A 26,806-nucleotide genomic window follows, 5' to 3' on the forward strand; every position below is an offset into this window, starting at 1 on the left:
CTGGGCCTGATGGATGATGTTTCAGTCAGGCTTGGCTTTTCGCCATCGATTTCTTCCTGCGGCCTTGGCTTGATACATGGCTTGATCAGCAGCATGAATCAAGCTGGCTTTATCTGTTGCATCCAGCGGAGCCTGACTGATGCCAATCGATACCCCAATACGCACCTGATGCTCACCGAGCTGAAAAGGCTGAGTGAGCGCATCAATGATTCTTTGAGCCAGCTGACAGGCGAGCGCATCATGACTTGGTTCTTCGAGCAGAATCAGAAACTCATCCCCGCCTAAGCGCCCCAAGGTATCTTGCTGGCGAATCAGATGGCTGAGCCTCTCTCCCACGCGTTTTAACAGCTGATCGCCCATAGCATGCCCGAGCTGGTCGTTGACTTCTTTAAAGTGATCGAGGTCCATAAACAAAAGCGCCAACGGACGTTGATTAGTCAAAGCGAGGGTGATGCGGCGCTCTAGCAGGCTACGATTGGGTAGGCCAGTGAGGGCATCGTGATCTGCCTGATGCTGCACTGAGCGTTGTTGTGCCTCTAGTCGAGCGGCTTGATAGACGGCTTCTTCTAGCAGAGGGCGCAGCACACGCACTAATAACCCAGCGCTGCTGATTAGGAGCAGCAGTAAAAGACTGCTGGGCCAGAAGAGTTGCTTCAGGCTAAAAGAGTGAAGGTCCTGAGCGGCCTGATGCAACTCTAGACTGAAGTGCTCCAAGCTTAATGCTAGGTTCAACGCTGCGGAGTGGTTATCCGCGCTGAGAGGTTGGCTCACCAGATGATCTGCGCTGAATGTCCATCTTAAGGCTTGTTTGTGATCGATAAGGCTGAATTCACCTTGATGGTGTACAGGTTGCAGGGCTGCGAGTAGCGCATCGGTTTGCAGTAGGAGCCAGTCTGTCCCGATCCGTTGGCCCTCTTCATAAAGCGGTGTGACCACCAGCCAGTCGCCGAGTTGGTTGTCCTGCTGAATCAGATAACTGGTCGGCTGTTCTCCAATGGCAGGATAGAGATGGGTTGCCAAGGGCAGATCAGGTTGCTGCCCGATCTGAATCACTGCATTGCCTTGTTGATCAAAGCGAATCAGCCCAGCTAGGCGAGTGGAAGAATCCAGCGCATCGCGTAATCGAGGGATGCTGAACTCTTGTAGTTCGGCCAGGCTCAGCGCCTGCTGGTGATAGGCCAGCAAACGACGGCGTACCTCTGTACGGCTGGCAAGCTGGGCAGCGAGCGCATGAGACTGCTCAAAAAGATGGTTCATCAGCAGTGACTGAGTCTGAAGCTGATACTGGGTGCTTTGTAGCAGATTGGTGCGTATGGCTTGATAGAGCGGCCAGCTGGTGATCACACCGATCAGCAGCCCTGTGATCAGCATCCCGCTCAGGCTGATCAGTAATACACGCTGTTTTAAAGCGCTGAAGGAGGACGGGGTCATGAACCGATTCCTGAATCTCAACAGCAGCCTCGGTGGATATGACGCCACCTCGGCCGCTTAATTTTGTAAAGAGGCGACCAGATGGTGATAGCTTTGGAAACGGCTGGTCGAGATTTGACCGGCGGCTACGGCCGCTTGTAAGGCGCACCCTGGGTCTTGCTGATGCTTGCAGTCTCTAAAGCGGCACTGGCCTAAATAGGGTTCAAATTCACGAAAACCTGCGGCAATTTCTTGAGGTGTCAGAAAGCCCAGTGAAAACTCACGGATTCCTGGTGAATCGATCAATTGTCCACCTTCAGCGAAATGAAACAGACGTGCGGTTGTGGTGGTATGACGCCCTTTGCGCGTTTCGGCTGAGAGCGCACCAACACGCAGATCGACGCCAGGCAGCAAAGCATTAATCAGTGAGCTTTTGCCAACACCTGACTGACCAACAAACACACTGACGCGATCTTTCAGTTGGTCTTTGAGTGCCAGCAGCGCCGTTTCTTCATAAGCGGAAGTGGGCAGCAGGGTATAACCGAGCTGGGTGTAGACATCGAGCAGGTGACGGACCTTAGCTTGGCGCTCGGTTTCCATCTTGCCATCCTGCATCAAATCCCACTTATTGAGCAGCAGGATCGGCGTAATGCCAGTATGTTCAGCCGCCACCAGATAACGATCAATCAGATTCGCAAAGGGTTCAGGCTCTGGGGCAATGACGAGTAGCAGTTGATCCACATTGGCGGCGATGGCTTTCATGACACCACGCGTATCAGGGCGTGCCAGCAGTGATCGGCGCTCTTGGCGGGCTTCCACCACACCTATGCCCTGTGGCTCTTGGTGCGGCCGCCAGCTAACCTGATCGCCGGTGACCAGCTGATCGACCTTGGCGCGTAGATGGCAGAGCTGCTTGATCCGTGGCGCTTCAAGGCTTTCGACTTCGACCTGACGCCCAAAATGCGCTGTGATCAGGCCGAGTTGTAATTCAGCGTAAAGACCTTCAGCAAAATGTTCGCTGACCTGCTCATCTTGGCGCAGGGCGCGCTGGTTGCGTTCATTCTGAATCTTATCGATACGCCATTGTTGTTGGCGGCTGAGTTTGCGTTTACTCATTGGGCAGGAGTACGAATAAAGTGCTCACGATAAAAGCGCAGTTCGGCAACCGATTCACGAATGTCATCGAGCGCGAGGTGGGTATTCTGCTTTTTAAACTGTGCGGGTAAATCCGGCATCCAGCGTTTTGCCAATTCCTTCAAGGTAGAAACATCCAGATTGCGGTAATGAAAAAAAGCCTCCAGCTCTGGCATCTCATACTGCATAAAGCGTCGATCTTGATGCACGCTGTTACCACACATCGGACTGGCACCTGCGGCGACATATTGGCGCAAAAATGCCAGCGTGGCCAGCTCAGCTTCGCGCGTGGTGATCTGACTGGCTTGGACGCGTGCGGTCAGACCGGAAGCGCCATGGGTGTTGACGCACCACGCATCCATAGACTCGAGCAGGCTGTTTGGCTGGTGGATGGCCATCACTGGGCCTTCTGCCAAGATATTGAGGTCACTGTCTGTCACCAGAGTCGCAATCTCGATGATGCGTTCTTTCTCTGGATCCAAACCTGTCATTTCTAAATCGATCCAGATCAGATGCGAGGGCGCGGTGGCTGCAGACATCGGCCAGTTCTCCTTGAGTCAGAGTGATAGGTGGTTTTAGCTGGGTTGGCCTTCTAGGCCGTCAGGCTCTTAGGGATGTTGCTTGATGAGAGTGAGCCGATTCTTGGGTAAGCCGATAGCTTCAAGCCGTATAGTAACAGAGGCACTAAAAAGGCGGAACTTTTACTGTCTGCATTCCGCCTTCAAGCGCGCTGCAAATTAAAGGTAAAGTTGCAGCAGCTCACTGACCCAATCTGCATGATGCTGTAATAGCTCTCTGTGGGCTGGCGTAAATTGGTGGGGGGTCGCATAGGCGACGCTGAGGCTGCCAACGCGCTGATTGAGCAAATAAAGTGGAACGCCTAAATAGCTCCTGAGCCCAAGAGCAGAGGCAAAATCAGGCTGCATGTCCTGTGGAAGTAACTGCAAATCTTGGATAATGATGTGCTCGCCGGGGATCAGCAGCGGGAAACCACACAAGGCATCCTCAAGCAGTAGACGCTGCTCACGCGCATAGGGGTAGAAAAGGTGGAGATGCTGGCCTTCTCTCACACCAACAGCTGCCAGATCACTCTCCATTTCTTTCTGACATTGCTGGGCAACTTTAGACAGGCTGGAGGCGCAGATGGCCGCCAGCTGGGGGGTTAATAACTCAAAAAAAGCTTGGGTGTTGGGCGGCATAGATGAAACTCCACGTCTGTTGCTGGCTCATCCGTGCAACCTTGGGCAGAGGGACGCTATAATAGGCCGCATTGGAATTGGGTTGAGTGATCCTTGTGGCCAGATCAACACGGCTTAGCAGCACTCTCCTGATGGATTTTTTTATTGGAGAAATTAGAGTCAAGTATAGATGCTGGCTCAGTTTCTGCTTTATTTTTTCACACTGGATCACACCTAGATGAAGACTCAGGATCGCAATATCGTTTTGATTAATGTTTCTGGCCCAGATCGTCCCGGCATCACCTCCGCTATGACCGAAATCCTGGCGGCTTATGGCGTGAATATCCTCGATATTGGGCAGGCTGTGATTCATGACACCCTAGCCTTAGGTCTGCTCGCTCAGCTTTCACCTCAAGCGCAGAACTCGCCTGTATTACAAGAGCTGCTGTTCAAAGCGCACGAATGGGGTATGCAGATACGTTTTACCCCAGTGACCGATGCCAGTTATGAGCAATGGGTTGGTGGGCAGGGCAAAAAGCGCTATATCGTGACTTTGCTGGGGCCGCAAATTACCGCGCACCAGATTGCACGGGTGACTCAAACCGTAGCGGCCAATGGGCTGAATATTGATCGTATCCATCGTTTATCTGGGCGGGTGAGCTTGCAGCAGCTCGGTCAGCCGCGCCGTGCCTGTGTCGAGTTTTCGGTGCGGGGTGAGGTGGACGATCCGGCTGAATTACGCCGCCACTTCCTGGCCTTATCGGGCGAGTTGGAAATCGATATCGCTGTGCAGGAAGACAATATTTATCGTCGTAATCGCCGTCTGGTGGTGTTTGATATGGACTCGACGCTGATCGAAGCGGAAGTGATCGATGAGCTGGCACGAGAAGCTGGTGTGGGCGAGCAGGTGGCTGAGATTACAGAGCGGGCTATGTGTGGCGAGCTGGACTTCAATGAGAGTTTTAAAGCGCGTGTTGCACTCTTGAAGGGTCTGGACGCCAAGGTGCTGGAGCAGATTGCCCAGCGCCTGCCCATTACCGAAGGGGCAGAGCAGCTGGTGCGTACTTTGAAACGTCTCGGGTATCGCACGGCGATACTCTCGGGAGGCTTCACCTATTTTGGTGAATATCTTCAAGCCAAGCTGGGCATTGATGAGGTCCATGCCAACGATCTGGAAATAGAAAATGGCCGCGTGACCGGCCGCGTGACTGGCCGGATTGTCGATGGGCAGCGTAAAGCAGAGCTGCTGCAAGAAATAGCCGCACAAGAGGGGATCGATCTGGATCAGTCCATTGCTGTCGGCGACGGTGCCAATGACCTGCCTATGCTAGGTTTGGCCGGACTAGGTATCGCGTTTCGTGCCAAGCCTTTGGTACGCCAAACAGCGCGCCATGCTCTGTCGACACTGGGTTTGGATGCCATCCTCTATCTGATCGGTTTCTCAGATCGTGATCTGGCAGAAACAGCCTATCAAGAAGCCCAACTGAGCCAAAACGCAACACTGTGAAATCAGCTTCTTCGTCTTGCTGGTGGGTCTATGTGATTCGCCAAGCACAGGGTGCACTTTATACGGGAATTACGCTGGATGTGCAGCGGCGCTTTGCTGAACACCAGGCAAATGGCCCGAAGACGGCGAAGGCCTTGCGTGGTCGTGGGCCCTTAGAGTTGGCTTTTGCTGCCCCTGTGGGCTCTCATCGCTCGGCCCTTCAGGTGGAAGGGCGTATAAAAAAGCTTAAACGCAGCGCTAAGTTAGCCTTCATTGAGCAAGGTCATCTCCCTGTGCAATGGCAAGAAGAAACAATGCAAAATCTACTTGACGCGGCTGGGGAAATAGATCAGTCTAGGACTCGTAGGCAGCAAGGTAGCAAAGAGTAGTGTCGTAACAAGGTTGTCATCGAATCATCGGTAACATCAGTTCGTCATGAGTACTATCTTGATTCCCGCATCACCGAATATCTGTGGATATTCAAAAAAATCAACAAAGAAATAGGAATGTTTGATATGGCAACTGGTACAGTTAAATGGTTCAACGACACTAAAGGCTTTGGCTTCATTACTCCAGACGACGGTGGCGACGATCTGTTTGCTCACTTCTCTGAGATTCAAGCTCAGGGCTTCAAAACTCTGGCTGAGAACCAAAAAGTTTCCTTTGAAGTGACCACTGGTCCTAAAGGCAAACAAGCTGCTAAGATCCAAGTGATCTAATTTTTAGCTTCAAGCTAAAATAAAAAAAACCCGCCAAGTGCGGGTTTTTTGTTGTCTGTATAAAAGGCTTGCATCTGAATTTAAGCACTCATCCACTTCTTTAGTTTAGCAAAAATCGCGTAAACCAACTGAGAAGAAGTGGGTGAGTCAAATGGGCCTAATCCTGCATGGGCGCTTCCTGATAGCGCAGCATCATATGTCCAGATTGACCTGCATCGTTATAGTAACCAATCACTTGCAGTGCATAGCGTGGTGCTTCAGCGTTGCTGCCATCGGTATCGATCAGGTAAACACGGTAGTTAGGCCAGAGTTGGTGGCCGCCACCGACGCCATAGGCATACCAAGAATGCTGGCCAAAGATGCCACTGGTGGTGTCGGCAGCAAAGCCAGGACGAGGCGGAACATCCCCTGCTTTGACAAAGGTGGCTTGATCAGACCAAGCAAAGGGGCCAAAACTGCCTGCTTGACCTTCACCATTGGGGCCGCTGTTGGTGCGCAGGAAGAAATCACGGCCTTCAAAGCCGATTTGCAGATCCCAGTGATTGCCTGTGCAAGCTACTTCTGCTCCATTGACAAAGCTAAAGCAGAGGCTGCCGTTGTTTAGAGCTCCACCATTCCAAGTGATAGGTGTGGTGGAGAAGTTGGATTCACCTGGCTTTTGAACATAGAAGTCAAACGCGAAGCTTTGGATGCCTTGGCCTGCCCGCGTTGGGAAATCTAAAGCGGTCATGCGCATTTTGGCGTAGGCATCACCGGAAGCTGAACGCAGAATCCAGCCATTTTGGTTGTTGGCGGTGTAAAGGCCATTGGCATGATTGTAATCGGCCCAGTCCATACCAAAGGTGTTGCTGACCTGCTCACTCACCCAGCTACGGCTATTCGGTTCGCTAAACGGGCCATCGAGGAGATAAAGCTCACTGTTTGCGCTCATACCAAGAAACTGGGACTCTATGGGCTGATTCTGTTGGTCATAAAGGTGGTTCTGATTTGCAACCAGAGCGGCTCGTACCTGCCCCGGACCTGAAGCACCTGAATTGAGTTTGATATCCATGCGTCGTGCCGCCAAATGCCAGTCAGTGGAGTTGGCGGCTGCTTCGGCATCGAGTACCTGTCCCGTGATCAAATTCAGATAAACCCAGTCGGTTTGGCTCGTGGCATCTAGGGTCATGACCTGTTGGCCTTGCACCGGAGGCAGGCCTTGGTCGCTCCCTGAGTCAGAATCACTATCACTACAACCAGTCAGCAGCAGGCTGCTGGCCAGAACCAGCCCATAGAGTGCGGGGTTTTTTAGCTGCAACATATGAAAGCTCCTTGTTTTGAAAAAGGTGAAGGTGTTGAAAAGCTACATACAGCGAGTGGTGATGTATTAGACTTTTTTGCTGTTTTTAAGATTAAAAGTGCTTGGTAATATGGTTTTGTTGTGGCTCGTTTCTTTTGATTTTGATGTGGCTACTACTGTGTTCCACCTCTTTTCGAGGTGGAACTTGAGTTGTGTAAGGCGGTTTAATATGGCCTGGTATTGGATTTTTCTCTTGGAGTTATTGTTGTGATACGGCTTCTGAGAAACGATAAACAAGATGGCCGGATGGACTATTGCCATCTTCTCCATAATTGCTGATAACTTGGAGTTTATGATAGACCCCGTTTTTCTCTATTAAGTAGGTAGTGAATGTTGGGAACATGAGGTGATTGTTACCACCTACTGCATATTGAAATGCGCCATAGTCCCCTGGGCTGCTGAATGCTCCCTCTTTGCTGTCCGCAAAAAAACGATAGACTTGCGCTGTGTTCGTTGGGTCTGTGACCTCCCAAACTGAATTCGATACGAGGGCGCCAACCCCTTGTGGGTTTGTTCCGTCAGAGCCAACAACGCCAGTATTACCAGTTCCTGAGGCGCCACCATTAATCTGGATTTGCCATTCAAAGCCCTGTCCTCGAGAGAACTTGAGCTCCCAATCATCGTTTTCGTGGGCCAGACTATTGCTTTCAAGATCCCAGTAAACAGGTCCATTTAGGAATGTTATTGCAGGAGATTGAATAGGGCTGTTGAAAGTGCTTCCATTCCAGTGTTCTACTTCTAAAGTTAATTGCATTTGCATAGGAATAAATGAAGAGAAGCGGATACGAGCATATTGATTTCCATCAGCAGATTGGATAATCCAGCCATTTGTTCCATCGTCGTGGATATTTGGAGATGTTCCTGGGCCGCGATAACCTGAGTACCAGCCAGTGGTTGGGATAAGTGTGTTAATCTTGTCATGCTCAGGATTACAAATGTCGGTGTTATTGATATCAATAGCAAGAAAGTCGTTGAGTGTATCGTTTGCATTGAGTCGATCGAATTCAGTGCGTATAGCCTCTCCATTGTCATTAAATAGGTTTGGATAGCTGTGTGCTATACAGGCTTTTGTTTGCTCGCTTGTCCAAAATCCAACGTAGCGTTGGTAAGCGACTTGCCAGTCTCCATCAGCACTTGTTGTTTGTCCTGTACTTAAATCAAAATAAACAGGTAGATTATGAGTGGTGTCGACAGATGCTACCCTCACTCCTTGAGGCAGTGAGTTATCACTCCCTGTTGTGGTGTCAGAATCACTATCACTACAACCAGTCAGCAGTAGGCTGCTGGCCAGAACCAGTCCATAGAGTGCGGGGTTTTTTAGCTGCAACATATGAAAGCTCCTTGTTTTGAAAAAGGTGAAGGTGTTGAAAAGCTGCATACAACGAGTGGTGATGACATGGATCCAAGGTTCCTTAGAACTGCCCATCAATTCTCAAGCCGAGATAGATGAAGCGGCCGGGTTTGGGGCTCAAGTCAGCGTGATCATTCAGATCAGGTAAGGCGTCAAACAGATTGTCGATACCGGCGAGCAGCGTGAAGGGCTGCATTGCGTAGCTGGCGCGCCAGTGCCAGCGCTGCCAAGCTGGCGAGGCTTGGGTATTGGCCGCATCAATATATTCACGGCTTTGCCAGTCACCGAGCAGACTCATGCTGAGCGCCTGATAGTGAAAGCTCAGTTCACCTTTCAGCTGATGCTCTGGGCGACGAGTTAATTGATGGCCGGTGTTTGGGTCTTCGCTTTGCAGCCAGGTATAGCCCAGCTGGAGCTGCCAGTTGGGGTGAGGTTGCCAGTGGGTCGTGATCTCTGTACCCCAGGTGCGTGCTTGATCCAGGTTTTGGTAGTTATAGATTTCCATACCTTGCTGGCTGCTTGCATTGGGGTCGTATTCGGTCATGATCAGATTTTCTATGCGGTTGTAAAAGAAATTCAGATCAAGATCAGGCCCAGAAGTGGGTTGCCAATGGCCGCCGATTTGCAGGCTCCAGGACTCTTCTGGCTCCAGGTCTGGATTGCCGATGACCATATAGCCCTTGTCGCTTTGATCAAAAAAGAAGTAGCGCTCTTTGAGGCCAGGTGTGCGATAGCCGCGTCCAAAACTTAAACGTTGATTCAGATCCCCTTGATCAAAATGGCGGCGTTGAAAAAATGTCAGGCTGGGTGTGATAAAAGAGCCAAAGTCACTGTCATGCTGGTAGCGCACGCCGGGCAGAAACTCGATTCCATGGCTCAAGTAGATTTGATTTTGCAGATAGACTTCTAAATTGGTTTGTTCTGCACCGCTTTGGATTTCAGGGTCGCGCTGGACTCCTGATGCGCCCCAGGTTTCTTTAAACTGCTCCAGCGTTTCCTGACGCGCCAGCGCTCCAACAGTGATTTGCTGTTGATCCAGCCACCAAAAACTCCATTGGGTTTCTAGGCGCCAGTGCTCGATATCGGCTTCGCGGCGCATAATGGGCTGGCGGCTGGCATTCGCCTGACGGTCTTCGGTGACATTAGAAAACAAGGACCAGCTGGCATTGAGGCTCCATTCACCCTCAAGCGGTGTGCTACGTTGCCAGCCGAATTGTAATCCTGGCTGCTCCACTGTTTCCTGTTTGAGGCTGCGTGCTTCGAGGCCGCCAGGCAGGGCCGTAGCTTGGCGCTTATTCTTATCTTCGCTCAGCCAGCTGGGGCGCAGGCTAAAACGTCCCAGCTCAGCATGCTGCCAGTTGAGTTGGGCGCTGAGGTTCAACTGCTCAATGGCATGACCATCCTGTCCAAAAGCGCCAGATCTGAGTGTATAGCCTTCATCGCGACGCCAGTCAGCATGGGCTTCGAACTGTATCGCTTCTCCAGCTAAAGCAAGGCTGGCTTGAACTTGACCGCGATCGAGTCCATCACCATCGCCTTGGTCACCGAGTGTGCCAGCGGTGGCTTGAATACGATAACCAGAGCGGCTGGGTTGACGAGTAATAATATGGATGACACCGCCCATCGCTGAAGAGCCATAAAGAGCAGAGGTGGCTCCGCGCACCACTTCAATGCGCTCGACATCGGTGATGGCAATTTGAGTGAGATCCACGCTGTTGCCTGTCGAGGCGATGGCAGGTACGCCATTGATCAGAATCAGTACCCGCTCACTATCCAGCCCTTGCATCCAGACTTCCTGTCCTTCTTTGCCGTGTGTGGTACGCAGGTAAACGCCAGGCAGCTGGCGTAGGGCCTCTGCTAGGTTGCGTGCCTGTTGCCGATCCAGAGTGCTGCGATCGATCACCTGGGTACGAACAGGGCTGGTTTCAAGACTGCGGGCTGTTCTGGTTCCGGTGACCACCATTGGGCTGAGTTGAGCCGTATGCCAACTGGCCGAGTGGCTCTCGGCAGCTGGGTCAGCCGCTTGAATGCTGCCAAAGCCAGACAAGACCAGCAGGGGTAGGCAGCCTAGAGCGCGGGCGAATGGAGAAGGTGAAAGAAAAGAATAGCCAGCCATGATGCTCCTCAGAATCAGTCGGCACTCAGGTGGTGTTTCGACCAGCAAGAAGACGAAACCGGAGTGGATCTGGATGCTTTGGCTGGCTGGAGGCGAGGCCTCATGGCTGGCTAGGGTGGTAAATAATAATCTAAAAGATTCTCTAGTCAATATGAGAATCAAAATCATTGACGAGCAAGCCAAGGCGAGATTAAGCTAGGCGCTAGCCAGCTACAGGATCAACCTCAGCCAGCCATGATCGATTTTGGCCTGATGTTTTCAGGCTTTCTGCATTTCTCCTAAAAAAAGCTGATTATGAGGATTCACTATGTCCACTGCCTTTGCGACGCCAACACACACGCCGAGCGATCTCTACCTTGCTCTACAAGAAAAACGCGCCCAGCAAGCTCCTGGCTATTTTGTTGATTGGGCGCGTAGCCTGAACACCAGCGAAGGGGCACTACAAGCGGCCCGTATCGGGCAGGAAAAGGTTTGGCCAATCCGTGATGTGATACAGGTGCTGCGTGCACTGCCCAGTTTAGGGCATGTTTTGGCAATCACACGTAATCTCGGTGTGGTGCATGAGTTCAAGGGGACTTATCCCGAACCCAAATTGGGCGAAGCGGGCAGCCACCCAACAGGCTTGTTTTTGGATATTGGTGGATTGGATCTGCGCTTGATGCTGAGCCATTGGTACTGGGGTTGCGCGATTGAAGAAGAAACGCCAAAGGGCACGCGACGCTGTTTACAATTTTTTGATCAATATGGCAGTGCGGTGCATAAAACTTTTGCGCTAGAAGAAACAGACCTCCAAGCCTGGCAAGCGCTGGTTGAGCAGCACACGGATACTTCAGCTCAGGCAGCGGCCCCTGATTTTTTACCTGAGCCAGAACCAGAACAGCATCTGCCAGCGACCAGTCCGAGCCAGGTCGAAGCGGAATGGCGGCAGATCAAGGATGTGCATCAGTTCTTCGGTTTGTTGCGTCGTCATCGCCTCTCACGCTTTGCGGCCTTGCAAAGTGTACCTGCTGATCTGAGTCGTCCGGTCCCTGTGACGGCGTTCAATACACTGGTTGATGCTGCCGCTGAGGCCAAGATCGAGGTGATGTTTTTTGTCGGCAGCCGGGGTTGCGTGCAGATCTATACCGGCCAGGTCTCGGGCATCAAGCCGATGCGGGGTTGGTTGAATCTGTTTGAAGAGAACTTCACCCTGCATGCCAATCCAGAAGAGTTTGCCTATGCCTTTGTCACGCGCAAGCCACAAAGCGGCGGTTGGGTTTCGAGCCTAGAAGTCTTTAATGCGGCGGGTCAACTTCAGGTGCAGATGTATGGGCGTCGTGATGAAGGGCAGCCAGAACAGGCCGCTTGGACAGCGATGATCAATGCTTTACCAGATTTAAACTAAGGAGCTTCTTATGCTGCGCTCTGCCCTGCTCGGCTGGCGTGATCGCCTGCTGCTCTTGCTTTTGCTCATTGTTCCGGCAGTGGCATCTGCCGAGCGCGTCATCAGCCTTGGAGGGGATGTCACTGAGCTGGTGTATGCCTTGGGTGCGGGTGATCGACTGATAGGTCGAGATACCACCAGTCAATACCCGCAGGCAGCGCTGGATTTACCCGATGTTGGCTATCTGCGTCAGCTGTCATTGGAAGGCATTCTCTCCTTGCGTCCAGATCTGGTGCTGCTGAGTGATGCCGCACGGCCAGCGCCCTTGGCTGAGCGGCTGGTGGCGGCTGGGGTGCGTGTGGTGCGTGTGCCTCATCAGCAGGATCTGGCTGGTGTTGAGCACAAAATCCACGTGATTGCTGAGGCATTATCGCGCCAAGCCGCCGGTGTCGAGCTGATCCGTGCTTTTCAGCAGGATGTGGCGCGCTTGCAACAGGCCACTGAGGAACATGCTGGATGGCAGGCGGTGTTTATTCTCAACCATGGTGGCATGGGCGCGCCTTTAGTTGCGGGGCAGGGTTCATCCGCAGCGCAAATGCTTGATTTAGCGGGAGTGGATAATGCCGCCGCCGCCCTGCAAGGCTATCGCCCTCTAAGTGCAGAGGGCTTGATCCAAGCCCGTCCAGAGGTGGTGATTGTGACTGAGGCCGGTTTGCGAGCACTGGGAGGCGAGGCAGGTTTATGGCGTCTCCCCGGTGTGCGCCAAACCCCCGCGGGACGTGCAGGGCGTTATCTTGTTGTTGATGATTTGGCCTTTCTTGGATTTGGCCCACGCACACCCGATGAGCTAGTGCGCCTTCGGCAGGCGCTGATGGCCTTTTCTTCTTCATGACCATGATCAGTAGGTAGTTCCGTTGAGTATGACAAGATCTTCACGACCGAGTTGGTCGATCACCCAAGCGCTGATCGGCTTAACGCTGATTCTGTTAGCCAGCTTGTTACTGGCTGCGCAACTGGGTGCTTTATCCTTGGGCCCTTGGCAGGCGCTGACTGGTCAGATGAGCGCGCAAGACTGGCAGCTGTGGAGTGCAATTCGCTTGCCTCGCCTCGCTTTGGCTTTGTTGGTGGGAGCTAGTTTGGCTCTCGCTGGTGCCGCCATGCAGGGTTTGTTTCGTAATCCCTTAGCTGATCCAGGTTTGCTCGGTGTGTCCAGCGGAGCGGGGTTTGCAGTGGGTTTATGGATACTGCTGCCGTGGACTGAATGGTTGCCAGAGGTCTGGCAATGGCAGGGGCAGATGATCATGGCCTGTCTTGGAGGCTGGCTAACCTGCTGGCTGATTTTCCGGCTGGGCCGTGGTGGTCAGGCTTCGATGCTCTGGTTGCTGCTGGCGGGTTTAGCGATTAACACCCTCGCCGGTGCCGCCAGCGGCTTGTTGAGTTATCTGGCCGATGATCAGCAGCTACGCCAAATGAGTCTTTGGGGCATGGGTGGGCTGGGCTTTGTGAGCGGCACGGAACTGCTGTTCGGCTTGCTGCTGATTCTGCCTGGCTTGGGCTTGCTGCTCAGCGTGCGCCGTGATTTGGATGTTCTGCAGCTGGGTGATCAGGCGGCCGCCAATAGTGGGTTGAATACCCATGCCCTGCGGCGCAAGGTCGTGCTTGGCACTGCGCTCGCCGTTGGTGGCAGTGTCGCGTTGGCAGGCATTATTGGCTTTTTGGGCCTGATGGTGCCGCATCTGTTAAGGATGATTTTTGGCCCAGGTCATCGCTTATTGCTGCCAGCGGCCGCACTGGGTGGCGCAAGCTTGTTACTGGTGGCTGATGCCTTGGCGCGGACTGTGGCCGCTCCGGCTGAAATCCCCGTAGGTTTGCTGACCAGTTTGCTGGGCGGTCCCTATTTTCTGTGGATGCTGGCGCGAGGGCGTCAAGCCAGTCAGGAGCGGATATGAACAGCTGCTTAAAAGCCGAAGACCTTGGCCTGTGCACTCGTGGTCACCAGCGCTTGCAAGGTGTCAGTTTTGCACTGGAGCCGCAAGAGATACTGGTTGTTTGTGGGCCAAATGGTGCGGGCAAATCGACACTACTGGATTTGCTTAGTGGTGATCAGCAGCCCACCTGGGGTCAGGTCTGGTTGCAAGATCGACCCCTATCCAGCTTCTCTGCCAGTCAGCAAGCGCATCTGCGCGCACGTCTAGCGCAGGATTATCCGGTGCATTTTGATTTTCTGGCTCAGGAGGTCGTCGCTTTTGGCCGCTTTAGCTGGCCAGAGAGTGAGGCAGAAACGCAAGCTATTGTTGCCCAAGCCATGCAGGCCGCTGGTTGTGCGCATCTGGCTCAACGGGCCATTACCCAGCTTTCAGGTGGTGAGCGTCAGCGTGTTCAGTTGGCCCGCGTGCTGGCGCAGGTGTGGCAGGTTGAGCAAGGTGTGCTGCTGCTGGATGAGCCTCTTTCAGCGCAGGATCTGGGGCAGCAGCAGTGGATTTTTCGCCAGCTCAAGCAGTTAGCCCGCCAGAAAAACTGGGGCATTCTCTGTGTTTTGCATGATCTGAACTTGGCGCAGCTCTTTGCTGATCGCGTGTTGCTTTTAGCGCAAGGACAGCAGCTCGCTTGGGGGCCACCGCAGGAAGTGCTCTGCCTGGAGCGTTTGAGTCTGACCTATCAAGCTGAACTCACGGCTTATCAACATCCACTGAAAGACCACCAACTGGTGATGCTGGATGATTAAAAAGAGCCTCATTGCAGGGGATGCAGTGAGGCTCAATTGAATAATGATAAAAAAGGCTAGGAAGCCTCTGATTAACTACTGCGCTTGGTCATACTGCGTTGAAATTGGGTCTCAAAATGCTCATTTACTCCGTGTAAACTCCGCTTTTTCGATCAATTTCGCCTTGCCTGACCTGTGCTCGTGACGTTGATCAGAGGTTCCCTAGCCGAGCTGCGTAATCGCGATTCGATCTGGATGTGTTGTGACAGGCACTGCCGCTGGAGCGGCCAATCCCAGATTATTCTTCTCAAAAACACGATCTGCGCGATAGCTTGAGCGCACCATTGGGCCAGAAGGAACTTCCATAAAGCCTTTGGCTAAGCCGACTTCACGATAATGGTTAAACTCTTCTGGTGTGACATAGCGCTCCACTGGAAGGTGGTTCTTGGTCGGGCGTAAATACTGGCCGAGTGTCACAATATCCACGCCAATAGCGCGTAGGTCATCAAAGGTCTGGAAGATCTCTTCGTCTGTCTCACCCAGTCCAACCATGATGCTGGTTTTGGTGATCACATCAGGACGATACTCTTTTGCATACTCCAACACACGGAGCGTTTTTTCATAGCCCGCGCGCTTATCACGCACTGGATGGGTCAGGCGGCGTACGGTTTCGACATTCTGCGCAAAAACCTCTAAGCCTGAATCCAACACGGTTCGAATATGCGCCTCAACGCCGTTAAAGTCGGGCGTCAGGGCCTCAACCACCACTTCAGGCGTTCTGGATTTGATGGCTGCAATACAGGCGGCATAGTGAGCAGCACCACCATCGGCCAGATCATCACGATCAACAGACGTCAGCACGATATAGCGCAAGGCCATCAGCTCAACCGATTTGGCGGTGTTGATCGGCTCATCCTGATCAAGCCAGCCCTTCGGGTTGCCGGTATCGACGGCACAAAAGCGACAAGCACGCGTACACACTGAGCCCATCACCATAATGGTCGCCGTACCCGAGTTCCAGCATTCGCCAATATTGGGGCAATGGGCTTCTTGGCAGACGGTGCTTAATTTGTGTTCATGCACATTCTTCATCACCGCGTTAAAACGCTCACCCGCAGGCATTTTGGCGCGCAGCCACTCGGGTTTGCGTGTTGCGGTGTCTTCATTGGCATAGTGAGATTGCTTGATGCCATCTTTGATCGCAGCAATCCCTTGCTCGGTTTTAAACTTTTGTCCACTGGAGATACGGGGTTCACTTTGACTCATCGGATGCTGCGCTCCATTGATTGCTCGTGGCGTCCTCATCACAAGTGGATGAGGATGAATGGGATGCCTCTATTCTAACACTAGTTGATCCTTGAGGATGAGTGGAAGCGCTCAGTCTCTGTGGTGAGATGAAAGTGATCTATCGATGTGCGATTTTTGTTGCTTCGTCTAGACTTAATCCTAGTTTAACGTTCAACTGGGATGACGATAATGGATGAACAAACCAAAAAAGCCTTGGGCCTTGGCTGGCGTATCAGTCTCTGGATGGCGGCTCTGGGCGCTATTGCATTGTTGCTTGCTGCGTTGGCGATTTTATTTTTGCGCAGTACGCTTGAGGCCACCACGCTAGAAAGGCGTGCTCAGTTGATGGGGGATACGCTCACCCATCGTTTGGATACTAAGTTTGATGTCGGGCTGACCAATGCAGCTTTACTGGCAGGTCATGCTGAGATTATTCAGGCTCTGCATGAGCAGAACCCCGCGCGGGCTGAGGCAGTGATTGCCCAAGTACGTGCCCAGTATCGCCGTCATACCAACTATCAAGGTATTCAGGTGCACCTAATGAATGCGCAAGGACAGCCCTTTGTTGCCAGCGTTGCGCGTCCTGCACCGACCAATCAGGCTTCGCGTGGCATCGCTCAGGCACTGAACGGACAGCCTCATGCTGCTTTTGAGCGTGATACGCAGGGTAATGTACTGATTCGTGCTTTTATGCCAGTGCTGTCTCAAGATCAAGTGATTGGGGTGATGGAGCTCACGCAGGGTGTCGGTAGTATCAGCCGCGATTATGCGCAGGATGCAACCCACTATGTGATGCTGCTGAATCGCGATCTGCTTAATGCTCAGCATCCGGCCTGGAATAATCAGGCATTTGGTCGTTTTGTACTGGCGAATAACAACTGGTTCAGCGATGAGGTTGTTGATTTTACACGTCAAGCCCCTCTAGAAAGCTTACTAGAGCAGCCGCATCAGCTCGGTGAAGACTATTTTATGGTCGCTATCCCAATCCATGATGCTGAAGGGCGCTTATTGGCCATGCACTTGCTGGGCTTACCCGCTGAGCAGCTGCGTAGTGTGATCCGTCAAGCGACCCGCCTCGCTGATGTGATGCTGATGGCTATGGGATTGTTGCTTCTCGTATTGATGGGTGCATTGATGCTCCTTATTCGCCGTTTAGTTGCACAGCCAATGGAGGATATTGCGCTGGCAATGCGTGATATCGCCGAAGGCCAGGGTGATTTAACCCAGCGCTTAACAGTATATCGAGAGGATGAAATAGGCCAGGTAGCGCGACGTTTTAATCGCTTTGCTGCCAATATTCAGCAGTTGGTAGGACAAATTGCTCAGCAAAGTGAAGCTGTAAAACAAGAGGGGGATCACCTTGATGATCTCACAGAAAAAACACGTGATGGGGCCGCACGCCAGCAGACCGATATAGAGCAGATTGCCGCAGCGATACACCAAATGAGTGCGGCCGCCAATGAAGTAGCAGAACATGCACAGCGTACTCAGCAGGTGACGGAGGAGGGTGGCAATCAGGTAGAGGCCTTGCGTGAAACAATGGATCAGCTGCTTGCCAGTATAGAAAATCAGGCCCAAGAAAGTCAGCAAGCAGCTCAGGATATGCATGAGCTGGAACAGCAAAGCGAATCCATCGGTGCATTGGTGCAGGTGATCCGTGATATTACCGAACAAACCAATTTGCTGGCCTTGAATGCGGCGATTGAAGCCGCTCGGGCGGGCGAACATGGGCGTGGCTTTGCCGTGGTGGCCGATGAGGTGCGCACTCTCGCCAGCCGGACTCATCAATCTACGGAAACTATTGAAGCTACCGTTGCTGGATTACAGCAGAAAACGCGAACAGCTGTTAAGAGTATCAATGAAAACCGTGAGCATGCGTTACAAAGCGTAGAGTGGGTCAGAACCACGCATCAACGCCTCAATGTGCTTACCCAGATGATGGTGCAGGTGCGTGATATGACGACCCAAATTGCAGCAGCTACCGAACAAGAAACAGCAGCCACAGATGAGCTTGGGCAGAGCATTCATCGTATTCAGGAGGTGGCACAGGATTCTTCAGCGAATGCAGATTTGAGTGCGAGTCGAGCGGAAAAATTACAGAAGTTGGCGCAATCTATGCTGGAGCTGATTACACGCTTTAAATTCTAAAAAAAACCCCAGCCGAAGCTGGGGTTGTGGGGTGGTTCGCGCAAGGTTCAGCGAACCTGGTCGGCTTACATCATGCCGCCCATACCACCCATGCCGCCCATATCACCCATACCGCCAGCTGGTTTCTCTTCTGGAATCTCAGAAACCATGCACTCGGTGGTGATCATCAGGCCGCCAACAGAAGCTGCCGATTGCAGCGCTGTACGTGTGACTTTAGCTGGATCAAGAACACCCATCTCAACCAGATCACCATACTCGCCAGTTTGTGCGTTGTAACCGAAGTTACCGCTGCCTTCTTTGACCTTGGCCACGATGACAGACGCTTCTTCACCTGCGTTGGTGACGATCTGGCGCAGAGGCGCTTCCATCGCACGCAGAGCAATCGCGATACCGTGGTTCTGATCTTCGTTGTCGCCTTTCAGATCTTTGATAGAAGACAGCACGCGGATCAGTGCTGTACCACCACCGGCAACAACGCCTTCTTCTACTGCGGCGCGAGTCGAGTGGAGCGCGTCTTCAACACGGGCTTTTTTCTCTTTCATTTCGACTTCTGTCGCTGCGCCTACACGAATGACGGCAACACCGCCAGCCAGTTTGGCCAGACGCTCTTGCAGTTTTTCACGGTCATAGTCAGAAGAAGTTTCTTCCATCTGTGCACGGATCTGCTTCACGCGTGCTTCGATGTCTTGCTGGCTGCCAGAGCCATCGATGATGGTAGTGCTTTCTTTCGTCAGCACAGCACGCTTGGCGGTACCCAGGTGCTCAACAGTCGCGTTTTCTAAAGTCAGGCCTACTTCTTCAGAAATGACGGTACCATTGGTCAGAATAGCGATGTCTTGCAGCATCGCCTTACGACGATCACCAAAGCCTGGTGCCTTAGCCGCAGCCACTTTCACGATACCGCGCATGTTGTTGACAACCAGAGTCGCCAGCGCTTCGCCTTCGATATCTTCAGCGATGATCAGCAGTGGCTTACCGGCTTTTGCAGTGCCTTCAAGAACAGGCAGCAGCTCACGGATGTTAGAGATCTTTTTGTCAACCAGCAGGATGTAGGGGTCTTCCAACTCTGCTGACATGTTGTCTTGGTTGGTGACAAAGTAGGGCGAGATGTAGCCACGGTCGAACTGCATACCTTCAACCACTTCCAGCTCATCTTCAAAGCCACGGCCTTCATCAACAGTGATGACGCCTTCTTTGCCTACTTTTTCCATGGCTTCAGCAATGATTTCACCAATGCGTGTGTCGCCATTGGCAGAAATGGTGCCAACTTGGGCGATGGATTTGGTATCAGTGCAAGGCTTGGCCAGTTTTTTGATTTCGACCACAGCGGCAGCAACGGCTTTATCAATACCGCGCTTCAGATCCATGGGGTTCATGCCTGCAGTCACGACTTTGAAGCCATCGTTGACAATAGCTTGCGCCAGAACAGTGGCCGTGGTGGTGCCGTCACCCGCTGCATCAGAAGTCTTAGAGGCGACTTCTTTAACCATTTGTGCGCCCATGTTTTCGAACTTGTCTTTCAGTTCGATTTCTTTGGCGACAGAAACACCATCTTTAGTGACAGTGGGGGCGCCAAAAGATTTTTCGAGTACAACGTTACGGCCTTTAGGGCCTAAGGTTGTTTTAACGGCATCGGCGAGGATGTTGACACCAGCGACCATGCGTTTACGAGCATCATCACCAAAACGGACGTCTTTAGCTGCCATGTTGAATATTCCTATATCTCTGTGAATTGAACTGACTTATTAAAAAGGTACCTATGAAGCTTAGGCTTCGAGAACACCGAAGACTTCGCTTTCAGTCAGAATTAACAGCTCTTCGCCATCAATTTTTACAGTGCTACCTGCATAGCTGCCGAAAATGACCTTGTCGCCGACTTGCAGAGACAAAGGACGCAGCTGGCCATCAACAAAACGGCCTTCACCGATAGCAATGACTTCACCTTGCTGGGGTTTTTCTTTTGCGCTGCCAGGCAGAACAATACCGCCAGGAGTCGTGGTTTCTTCTTCAGTACGACGAACGACCACGCGATCGTGCAAAGGACGGATTTTCATTGCTGAATGTCTCCTAGTTAATCACTATGAGGCGTAAGCCTCGACTTAAAAAGTCTGTCTCAACACCAGGGTTGTAGACAGGCATTGTTATAAGAATCAAGCCAAGGCTTGATTCGGAATTCTGTGCTGCTTCCCACAAGATGGGGATGGGCAAGCAGATTTCAAGGGCACGCCAAAAGATTTTTTTCAGTCATCTTTTTTCTCATACTCGCCTTCTAGCACCTGAGGACGATGTGCCTTGTGCTGAGATCGTGAGGCATCTGCATGCGGACGTTGAATAGACTCAAAATCGGCCGCATCACTTCTTCTGGCTTGCCCATCATAAGTGGTGCCTGTTGCCTTGGTTTTCAAGGGTAAAAGTAAGAATTTTCTGCTGATCGGAATCAGCAGCAGCAGGGCAATAAAGTCGCTGATAAAACCTGGAATCAAGAACAAAAGGCCAGACAGGCCCAATGCCATACTTTCGAGCAGCAGGGGTAAGGGTGTTTCACGGCGCAGCATTTTTTCACGCAGTTGCAGTGAGAGCTTTTGCCATTCCAACTGGACTAACAGAATCCCAAGTAGTGCTGTGCCGACAATTAACAGCAGCGTGTTGAATCCACCGGCTTGCTGGCCAATTTCAATCATCAACCAGATTTCGGCCAGCGGCCACACAAGAAGGAAAAACAGAAGGGGCATAGGAAGGCATCCTTAAGAGTGTAAAGAAGTTATGGTGCCATATTGGTGTATTTCAAGGTGCATGTTTCAAAAATATAGCTCTAAAGCTGAGCGAGCATGCCCAGAGGCAGAATCAAAAGTAGCATCGCCCAAGAGGGCCAGCGCCAAACTTGAAGTAGCACGAGTCCCAAAAGCACCACCATCAGGTCATAGGGTTGATGCACGCTGGAGGTGAAGAGGGGGTCATAAAGAACAGCGCCGAGCAGGCCGACGACACTGGCATTGACGCCGCGCAAGATGGCCTGTGCGTTTTGATCAGCTTGCAGCCGCGCCCAGTAGGGGAGCAGGGCAACCAGTATCAACAGGCCAGGCAGAAAAAGGGCCACCAGCGCGACCAAAGCGCCCACCCATAGGGGCCAGCCAGTAGGGATAAACGCTCCCAGGTAAGCCGCAAAGGTAAAGAGTGGGCCAGGGACCGCCTGTGCAAGACCATAGCCGGCTAAAAAGGCCTCGCTACTGATCCAGCCTGATTGGACTGTCTCTGCTTCTAGCAGCGGTAGCACTACATGCCCGCCACCAAAAACCAAAGCACCAGCACGGTAGAAGCGATCAAAGATCTGCAGCAGGCTCGGCTCACCCTGGCTGAGCAGAGGGAGTAGCACTAGCAGGAGTAGAAAAAGCCCCAGGGTGAACCAAGCAACCCAAGGTTGAATGGAGATCAGTGGCGGTGTGCTGGGGGGCGTTGCTTGATGCGGTGTTCTGAACAGGAGCCAACCGAGTCCACCGCCGATCAGCAGTGTCACTAACGGGGTCAGGGGGCCAAGCCAGGGTGAAGTGCCCAGCATCAGCAACACGGCCAGCAGCCCGAGTGTGGCGGTCGCAGGCTCACGGCAAAGCTGTTGGCGCATCCCCCAGACGGCATGGGCAACAACGATCACGGCAACCAGCTTTAAGCTGGCCACAAAATCACTGCCCCATCCTTCTTGAAAAGTGAGTCCGATCCACGCGGCGGCCAAAAGAAAGACGGCCGATGGCAGAGTAAAGGCGACCCAAGCGGCAAGGCCACCCCGCCAGCCAGCGCGTTGCAGTCCAAGTGCAAAGCCCATTTGACTACTGGCTGGACCGGGCAAGAACTGGCAGAGCGCCACTAGATCGGCAAAGTGTTGATCACTGAGCCAGCCCCGACGTTCTACGAACTCGTTACGAAAGTAGGCCAGATGCGCGATGGGCCCACCAAAAGAAGTGAGACCGAGCCAGAGAAAGGAGCGAAAGACTTCGAACCAGTGATGCATTTAGGGAACCCCTGATGAACTATTACGCTTGCTTATACGGCGTTGAAATTGGCATCAAAGTAAGACGCTTTGATGAAATCTGCAACCTAAGTCTTAATGCGGCAGACTTCTAGGTCATTCTTTTTTGCAGATCTGTAGGGTTGGATATTTCGCATCTGCGAGATGATGCGCTATATTGTGAGAAGTGAACTCACTGACAGGGTGGAGTCACCTGCTTCAAGCTGTGTTTACTGGAGATTCCCAGCTCAGATATTAAAAGAACAGCTGAGTTGGTCAGTCCTTTTTTGTAGGTACTTTTTTAAGGCGCTTTTAGAAAGTGCTTTTCAAATACTGCGAGGTGAATGATGCAAGTGAAGAATGCGGTGATCGCGATTACAGGTGGCGGCCAGGGTCTTGGACGCGCTATGGCGCTAGAGTTGGCCGCTCAGGGTGCCAAGCTGGCCTTAATTGATTTGAATGAAGAAAAACTGCAAGAAACTGTTGCGCTGGTGAAAGAAGCCGGAAGCGAAGCCCACTACTATTTGGCCAATGTGGCTGATGAGCCTGTTGTTGAGCAGACTTTTGAGCAGATCGTGCGTGATTTTGGCACCTTGGATGCACTGGTTAACAATGCAGGTATTACCCGTGATGGTTTGTTGATCAAAGCCAAAGACGGCGAAATCGTGAAGAAGATGAGCCTGTCGAGCTGGCAGCAGGTTTTGGATGTCAACCTGACGGGTGTCTTCCTGTGTGGCCGTGAAGCCGCAGCACAGATGATCAAACTGGGCAAGAAGGGCGTGATTATCAATATCTCTTCTATTTCACGTGCTGGCAACATGGGGCAGACCAACTACTCGGCGGCCAAGGCCGGTGTGGTCGCTATGGCCGTGACCTGGGCGAAAGAGCTGGCACGCTATGGCATCCGTACTGGTGCGATTGCTCCTGGCTTTATTGCCACAGAGATGGTGGCCGCGATGCCAGAAGAGGTACTGGGTAAGATTACGGCTGGCATTCCGCTGAAGCGTTTAGGCGAGCCATCAGAGATAGCACTGTCTGTGCGCTATATCATCGAGAATGAGTACTTCTCTGGTCGTGTGATTGAATGTGATGGTGCACTGCGTATCTAGTCGTTGCACTCATTAAGTCGCTGCACCCAGAAACAATAAAGCCACTCCCTTGGGAGTGGCTTTTTTTACAGCGTGTCTTGCGTTTGGTCTTACAAACGTTCAAAGACCGTGGCAACACCCTGCCCCATACCGATACACATGGTGGCGAGGCCGAAGGTGGCATCACGCTGTTCCATGACATTCAGTAAGGTGGTGCAGATACGTGAGCCTGAGCATCCCAGTGGGTGACCCAGTGCAATCGCACCGCCATTCAGGTTGACCTTCTCTTCCATCTTGTCGAGGAGTTTCAGATCCTTCAGAACGGGCAGACCTTGTGCAGCAAAGGCTTCGTTCAGCTCAACAATATCGATATCATCGACAGTCAGGCCAGCGGCTTTCAGTGCCTGCTTAGAGGCAGGAACTGGGCCATAGCCCATGATGGATGGATCGCAGCCAGCTACGCCCATTGAGCGCACTTTTGCCAGCGGCTTCAGGCCCAGTGCTTGGGCTTTTTCGTAGCTCATCAGCAGCATGGCAGAGGCACCCACAGACAGGGCAGACGAGGTGCCCGCAGTGACGGTACCGTTGCGTGGATCAAACACAGGCTTGAGCTGCGCCAGCGTCTCGACGGTCGTTTCTGGACGAATCACTTCATCTTGCAGAATCAACTTGCGACGACCTTCTGCATCATGGCCTTCGACACCAATAATTTCCTTCTTGAAGCGACCTTCGAGTGTGGCTTCATAGGCCAGACGGTGTGAGCGCGCGCCCATCTCATCTTGCTGCTGACGGCTGATACCATGCATCTTACCGAGCAGTTCTGCAGTCAGACCCATCATCATCGCGGCCTTGGCTGCGTATTTGCTTGCGGCTGGGTTGACGTCCACGCCGTGTGCCATAGGCACGTGATCCATATGCTCCACACCGCCAATCAGGTAAAAATCACCCAGGCCAGCCTGGATGTTCGCACCAGCGATGTGCAGTGCCGTCATCGACGAGCCGCACAGACGGTTGACTGTTTGTGCAGGAACAGACAAGGGGATGCCGGTCATGATGGCCGCATTACGAGCGACGTTCATGGACTGCTCCAGTGTCTGGTTGACGCAGCCCCAGATGATATCTTGCAGTTCAGCAGGATTCAGATTGGGGTTGCGATCAAACAGCGCTTGCATCACAGCAGCGGACAGGTTTTCTGCACGAATATTGCGGAAGGCACCGTTTTTGGCTTTGCCCATCGCGGTGCGCACACCATCAACGACGACGATATCACGAGGTTGAAGACTCATTATTATTCTCCTGAATTCGGTTGATTAAGCGTAAAAACGCTTGCCTTGGGCGGCCATCTCACGCAGCTTGTCAGTTACGTGGTAAAGCGGGCCGAGATCTGCCAAGGAATCAGCAAGCTGAACAAAAGCGTCAACACCCATCGCGTCAATGTAACGTAGCGCACCACCGCGGAAGGGAGGGAAGCCGATGCCGTAGATCAAAGCCATATCCGCTTCTGCTGCGGTTTCGACGATGCCGTCTTCAAGGCAGCGAACGGTCTCCAGGCACAGAGGCACCATCATGCGGGCAATAATCTGCTCGTCAGTCAGTTCGCGCTTGTCTTTAATCAGCGGCTCGATTAGGCCATAGGTCGATTCATCGGCGACCTTCTTGGGCTTGCCTTTGCGGTCTTCTTCATACTTGTAGAAGCCGGTTGCGTTCTTCTGACCCAGACGGCCTGCTTCGTACATGATGTTCAGGACAGTCTTTTCATCACGCTTCATGCGATCAGGGAAGCCTTCTGCCATCACGTCATTGGCGTGAACTGCGGTGTCCAGACCGACCACGTCGAGCAGGTAAGCTGGGCCCATCGGCCAGCCAAACTTCTCCATAACCTTGTCGACTTTTTGGAAGTCTGCGCCATGCTCAACCAGGCCGATAAAGCCACCAAAGTAAGGGAAGAGCACACGGTTGACCAGGAAGCCGGGGCAGTCATTGACGACGATAGGCGTTTTGCCCATTTGCTTGGCGTAGGTCACCGTCGCGGCAATGGCTTTTTCAGATGATTTTTCGCCACGAATGACTTCAACCAAAGGCATACGGTGAACAGGGTTAAAGAAGTGCATGCCGCAGAAGTTTTCTGGGCGCTTCAGGTTTTCAGCCAGGCTGGTGATCGAGATGGTTGAGGTGTTCGAGGTGATGATGGCATCTTCCGCGACCTTGTCTTCCAGCTCAGCCAGAACGGCCGCCTTGATTTTGGGGTTCTCAACAACCGCTTCGACGGTCAGCTCAACATCCGCAAAGTCACCATAGGACAGCGTGGGGCGAATACGGCCCAGTGCTTCTGCCATTTGTGCGGGTGTGATTTTTTTGCGCTCAACTTGCTTGCCAAGCAGCTTGCTGGCTTCTTTCAGGCCCAGTTGCAGTGCCGCTTCATTGATGTCTTTCATCATGATGGGCGTGCCCTTGGAGGCAGACTGGTAGGCGACACCGCCACCCATGATACCAGCACCCAGTACGGCTGCTTTCTTGACCGCAGAAACCTGCTTCTCATAGGCCGAAGCTTTTTTCTTGATCAGCTGGTCGCTGAGGAAGAGGCCGACCAGGTTGAAGCACACATCAGTCTTGGCCATTTTAGCGAAGATCTTGGCTTCAATTTCTTGGGCCTTTTCACGACCGGCTGTTGCGCCTTTTTGAATGGCCTTGATGGCTTCAACAGGTGCTGGGTAGTGAGGGCCAGCTTTACCGGCGACAAAGCCCTTGGCGGTTTCAAACACCATCATCGACTCAACAGGGTTCAGGCGCAGAGGTGCTTTTTTCTCAGCACGCTTGGCTTCCCAGTTGATCTTGCCAGCACGAGCTTCAGCGAGCAGATCCAGTGCGGCTTCACGCAGCAGTGCAGGCGCGACAACGGCATCAACTGCACCTACTTTGAGTGCTGCAGCGGCTTTGTTCTCAGTACCACCGGCAATCCACTCGATCGCGTTATCGGCACCAATCAGGCGTGGTAGACGAACGCAGCCGCCCCAGCCGGGGATAATGCCGAGTTTGGTTTCAGGCAGGCCGATTTTGGCGCCTTCGGCCATCACACGGAAGTCCGTGGTCAGCAGCATTTCGCAGCCGCCACCCAGTGCCAAACCGTTGATCGCCGTGACTGTGGGATAGGGCAGATCTTCAATGGTGTTGAAGAGTTGGTGAACCTTCAGGTTCATCTCAACCAGATAGTCTTCGTCCTTGCCGAAGATACCGTGGAATTCAGTGATATCGGCACCAACAATGAAAACATCCTTGGCGCTGCTGATCATCAGGCCTTGAATGTCACTTTGGGCTTGCAGGGCTTTGACGGCCTCTTCAAGCTCTAAAATGACGGCGCTGCTCAGCTTGTTGATTGACTCGCCTTGCAAGTCAAAAGTCAGTTCTGCATTCCCATCGCCGAGGGCTTGCACCCGAATGGCTTTGCCTTGGTAAATCATCGTGTGATCTCCAGCTTTTTGTTGT

23 protein-coding genes are annotated in these 26,806 nt (G+C 52.6%); 9 read left to right on the forward strand and 14 right to left on the reverse strand.

What is annotated here, in order from left to right; translation table 11 throughout:
• Positions 1-21 precede the first annotated feature (21 nt).
• The 4 genes from V6U78_RS08800 to V6U78_RS08815 all read right to left on the reverse strand — a co-directional run bounded on the left by V6U78_RS08800 (position 22) and on the right by V6U78_RS08815 (position 3,743).
• Positions 22-1,431, reverse strand: coding sequence for a diguanylate cyclase domain-containing protein (locus V6U78_RS08800; RefSeq protein WP_405339527.1), 1,410 nt, complete (start codon positions 1,429-1,431; stop codon positions 22-24).
• 57 nt (positions 1,432-1,488) lie between these two features.
• Positions 1,489-2,526 carry a small ribosomal subunit biogenesis GTPase RsgA gene (gene rsgA, locus V6U78_RS08805; protein WP_405339529.1) on the reverse strand — a complete coding sequence of 346 codons (1,038 nt, stop codon included), beginning with the start codon at positions 2,524-2,526 and terminating at the stop codon, positions 1,489-1,491.
• Positions 2,523-3,083 carry an oligoribonuclease gene (gene orn, locus V6U78_RS08810; protein WP_405339531.1) on the reverse strand — a complete coding sequence of 187 codons (561 nt, stop codon included), beginning with the start codon at positions 3,081-3,083 and terminating at the stop codon, positions 2,523-2,525. Before orn ends, rsgA begins: the two co-directional genes overlap by 4 nt.
• 198 nt (positions 3,084-3,281) lie before the next feature.
• Positions 3,282-3,743 (reverse strand): GAF domain-containing protein, encoded by a 462-nt coding sequence (locus tag V6U78_RS08815; RefSeq protein ID WP_405339533.1) that lies wholly within the window; start codon positions 3,741-3,743, stop codon positions 3,282-3,284.
• A gap of 217 nt (positions 3,744-3,960) precedes the next feature.
• Here V6U78_RS08815 and serB point away from each other — a divergent pair, with 217 nt between their 5' ends.
• The 3 genes from serB to V6U78_RS08830 all read left to right on the forward strand — a co-directional run bounded on the left by serB (position 3,961) and on the right by V6U78_RS08830 (position 5,927).
• Complete coding sequence (serB, locus tag V6U78_RS08820) at positions 3,961-5,229, forward strand: phosphoserine phosphatase SerB (protein ID WP_405339535.1); 1,269 nt, start codon at positions 3,961-3,963, stop codon at positions 5,227-5,229.
• Positions 5,226-5,597 (forward strand): GIY-YIG nuclease family protein, encoded by a 372-nt coding sequence (locus V6U78_RS08825; protein ID WP_405339537.1) that lies wholly within the window; start codon positions 5,226-5,228, stop codon positions 5,595-5,597. The genes serB and V6U78_RS08825 overlap by 4 nt, the downstream gene beginning before the upstream one ends.
• Positions 5,598-5,723: 126 nt before the next feature.
• Complete coding sequence (locus tag V6U78_RS08830; RefSeq protein ID WP_405340148.1) at positions 5,724-5,927, forward strand: cold-shock protein; 204 nt, start codon at positions 5,724-5,726, stop codon at positions 5,925-5,927.
• 157 nt (positions 5,928-6,084) lie between these two features.
• On the opposite strand, the gene V6U78_RS08835 is transcribed toward V6U78_RS08830, so the two are convergent.
• The 3 genes from V6U78_RS08835 to V6U78_RS08845 all read right to left on the reverse strand — a co-directional run bounded on the left by V6U78_RS08835 (position 6,085) and on the right by V6U78_RS08845 (position 10,733).
• Positions 6,085-7,227: an HmuY family protein gene (locus tag V6U78_RS08835; RefSeq protein ID WP_405339539.1), complete on the reverse strand. Its 1,143-nt coding sequence runs from the start codon at positions 7,225-7,227 to the stop codon at positions 6,085-6,087.
• A 238-nt stretch (positions 7,228-7,465) separates the two neighbouring features.
• Positions 7,466-8,596 carry a hypothetical protein gene (locus V6U78_RS08840; protein ID WP_405339541.1) on the reverse strand — a complete coding sequence of 377 codons (1,131 nt, stop codon included), beginning with the start codon at positions 8,594-8,596 and terminating at the stop codon, positions 7,466-7,468.
• Between the two features lie 82 nt (positions 8,597-8,678).
• A complete protein-coding gene (locus V6U78_RS08845) occupies positions 8,679-10,733 on the reverse strand; it encodes a TonB-dependent receptor plug domain-containing protein (protein WP_405339543.1) in 2,055 nt (684 codons plus the stop codon).
• A gap of 307 nt (positions 10,734-11,040) precedes the next feature.
• Between V6U78_RS08845 and V6U78_RS08850 the strand changes: the two genes are divergently transcribed.
• Genes V6U78_RS08850 through V6U78_RS08865 form a run of 4 tightly spaced genes read left to right on the forward strand, consistent with a single transcriptional unit; the run spans position 11,041 to position 14,821 of the window.
• Positions 11,041-12,117: a hemin-degrading factor gene (locus V6U78_RS08850; protein ID WP_405339545.1), complete on the forward strand. Its 1,077-nt coding sequence runs from the start codon at positions 11,041-11,043 to the stop codon at positions 12,115-12,117.
• A gap of 10 nt (positions 12,118-12,127) precedes the next feature.
• Positions 12,128-12,988 carry a heme/hemin ABC transporter substrate-binding protein gene (locus tag V6U78_RS08855; RefSeq protein WP_405339547.1) on the forward strand — a complete coding sequence of 287 codons (861 nt, stop codon included), beginning with the start codon at positions 12,128-12,130 and terminating at the stop codon, positions 12,986-12,988.
• 28 nt (positions 12,989-13,016) lie between these two features.
• Positions 13,017-14,045 (forward strand): FecCD family ABC transporter permease, encoded by a 1,029-nt coding sequence (locus V6U78_RS08860; RefSeq protein WP_405339549.1) that lies wholly within the window; start codon positions 13,017-13,019, stop codon positions 14,043-14,045.
• Complete coding sequence (locus tag V6U78_RS08865) at positions 14,042-14,821, forward strand: heme ABC transporter ATP-binding protein (protein WP_405339551.1); 780 nt, start codon at positions 14,042-14,044, stop codon at positions 14,819-14,821. The genes V6U78_RS08860 and V6U78_RS08865 overlap by 4 nt, the downstream gene beginning before the upstream one ends.
• A gap of 201 nt (positions 14,822-15,022) precedes the next feature.
• On the opposite strand, the gene lipA is transcribed toward V6U78_RS08865, so the two are convergent.
• The gene (lipA, locus tag V6U78_RS08870) at positions 15,023-16,066 is read right to left on the reverse strand and encodes a lipoyl synthase (RefSeq protein ID WP_405339553.1); all 1,044 of its coding nucleotides are present in this window, start codon (positions 16,064-16,066) and stop codon (positions 15,023-15,025) included.
• 210 nt (positions 16,067-16,276) lie between these two features.
• Between lipA and V6U78_RS08875 the strand changes: the two genes are divergently transcribed.
• Complete coding sequence (locus tag V6U78_RS08875) at positions 16,277-18,235, forward strand: methyl-accepting chemotaxis protein (RefSeq protein ID WP_405339555.1); 1,959 nt, start codon at positions 16,277-16,279, stop codon at positions 18,233-18,235.
• Positions 18,236-18,300: 65 nt separating this feature from the next.
• On the opposite strand, the gene groL is transcribed toward V6U78_RS08875, so the two are convergent.
• The 4 genes from groL to chrA form a co-directional block, all read right to left on the reverse strand.
• Positions 18,301-19,941, reverse strand: a complete 1,641-nt coding sequence (gene groL, locus V6U78_RS08880) for a chaperonin GroEL (protein ID WP_405339557.1) — start codon at positions 19,939-19,941, stop codon at positions 18,301-18,303.
• A gap of 60 nt (positions 19,942-20,001) precedes the next feature.
• Positions 20,002-20,289, reverse strand: a complete 288-nt coding sequence (locus tag V6U78_RS08885) for a co-chaperone GroES (RefSeq protein WP_405339559.1) — start codon at positions 20,287-20,289, stop codon at positions 20,002-20,004.
• Positions 20,290-20,475: 186 nt separating this feature from the next.
• On the reverse strand, positions 20,476-20,967 hold the full coding sequence (locus V6U78_RS08890) for an FxsA family protein (RefSeq protein WP_405339561.1): 492 nt from the start codon (positions 20,965-20,967) through the stop codon (positions 20,476-20,478).
• Between the two features lie 80 nt (positions 20,968-21,047).
• Positions 21,048-22,238, reverse strand: a complete 1,191-nt coding sequence (gene chrA / locus V6U78_RS08895) for a chromate efflux transporter (protein ID WP_405339563.1) — start codon at positions 22,236-22,238, stop codon at positions 21,048-21,050.
• Positions 22,239-22,582: 344 nt separating this feature from the next.
• Here chrA and V6U78_RS08900 point away from each other — a divergent pair, with 344 nt between their 5' ends.
• Positions 22,583-23,344: an SDR family oxidoreductase gene (locus tag V6U78_RS08900; protein ID WP_405339565.1), complete on the forward strand. Its 762-nt coding sequence runs from the start codon at positions 22,583-22,585 to the stop codon at positions 23,342-23,344.
• An 89-nt stretch (positions 23,345-23,433) separates the two neighbouring features.
• Here the strand turns inward: V6U78_RS08900 and fadA are convergent, their stop codons facing one another.
• The gene (gene fadA, locus V6U78_RS08905; RefSeq protein ID WP_405339567.1) at positions 23,434-24,609 is read right to left on the reverse strand and encodes an acetyl-CoA C-acyltransferase FadA; all 1,176 of its coding nucleotides are present in this window, start codon (positions 24,607-24,609) and stop codon (positions 23,434-23,436) included.
• A gap of 24 nt (positions 24,610-24,633) precedes the next feature.
• A complete protein-coding gene (gene fadB, locus V6U78_RS08910; RefSeq protein ID WP_405339569.1) occupies positions 24,634-26,781 on the reverse strand; it encodes a fatty acid oxidation complex subunit alpha FadB in 2,148 nt (715 codons plus the stop codon).
• Positions 26,782-26,806 lie beyond the last annotated feature (25 nt).

The sequence above is a fragment of the Marinospirillum alkalitolerans genome (assembly GCF_045055655.1).
GTDB classification, from domain to species: Bacteria; Pseudomonadota; Gammaproteobacteria; order Pseudomonadales; family Halomonadaceae; genus Marinospirillum; species Marinospirillum alkalitolerans.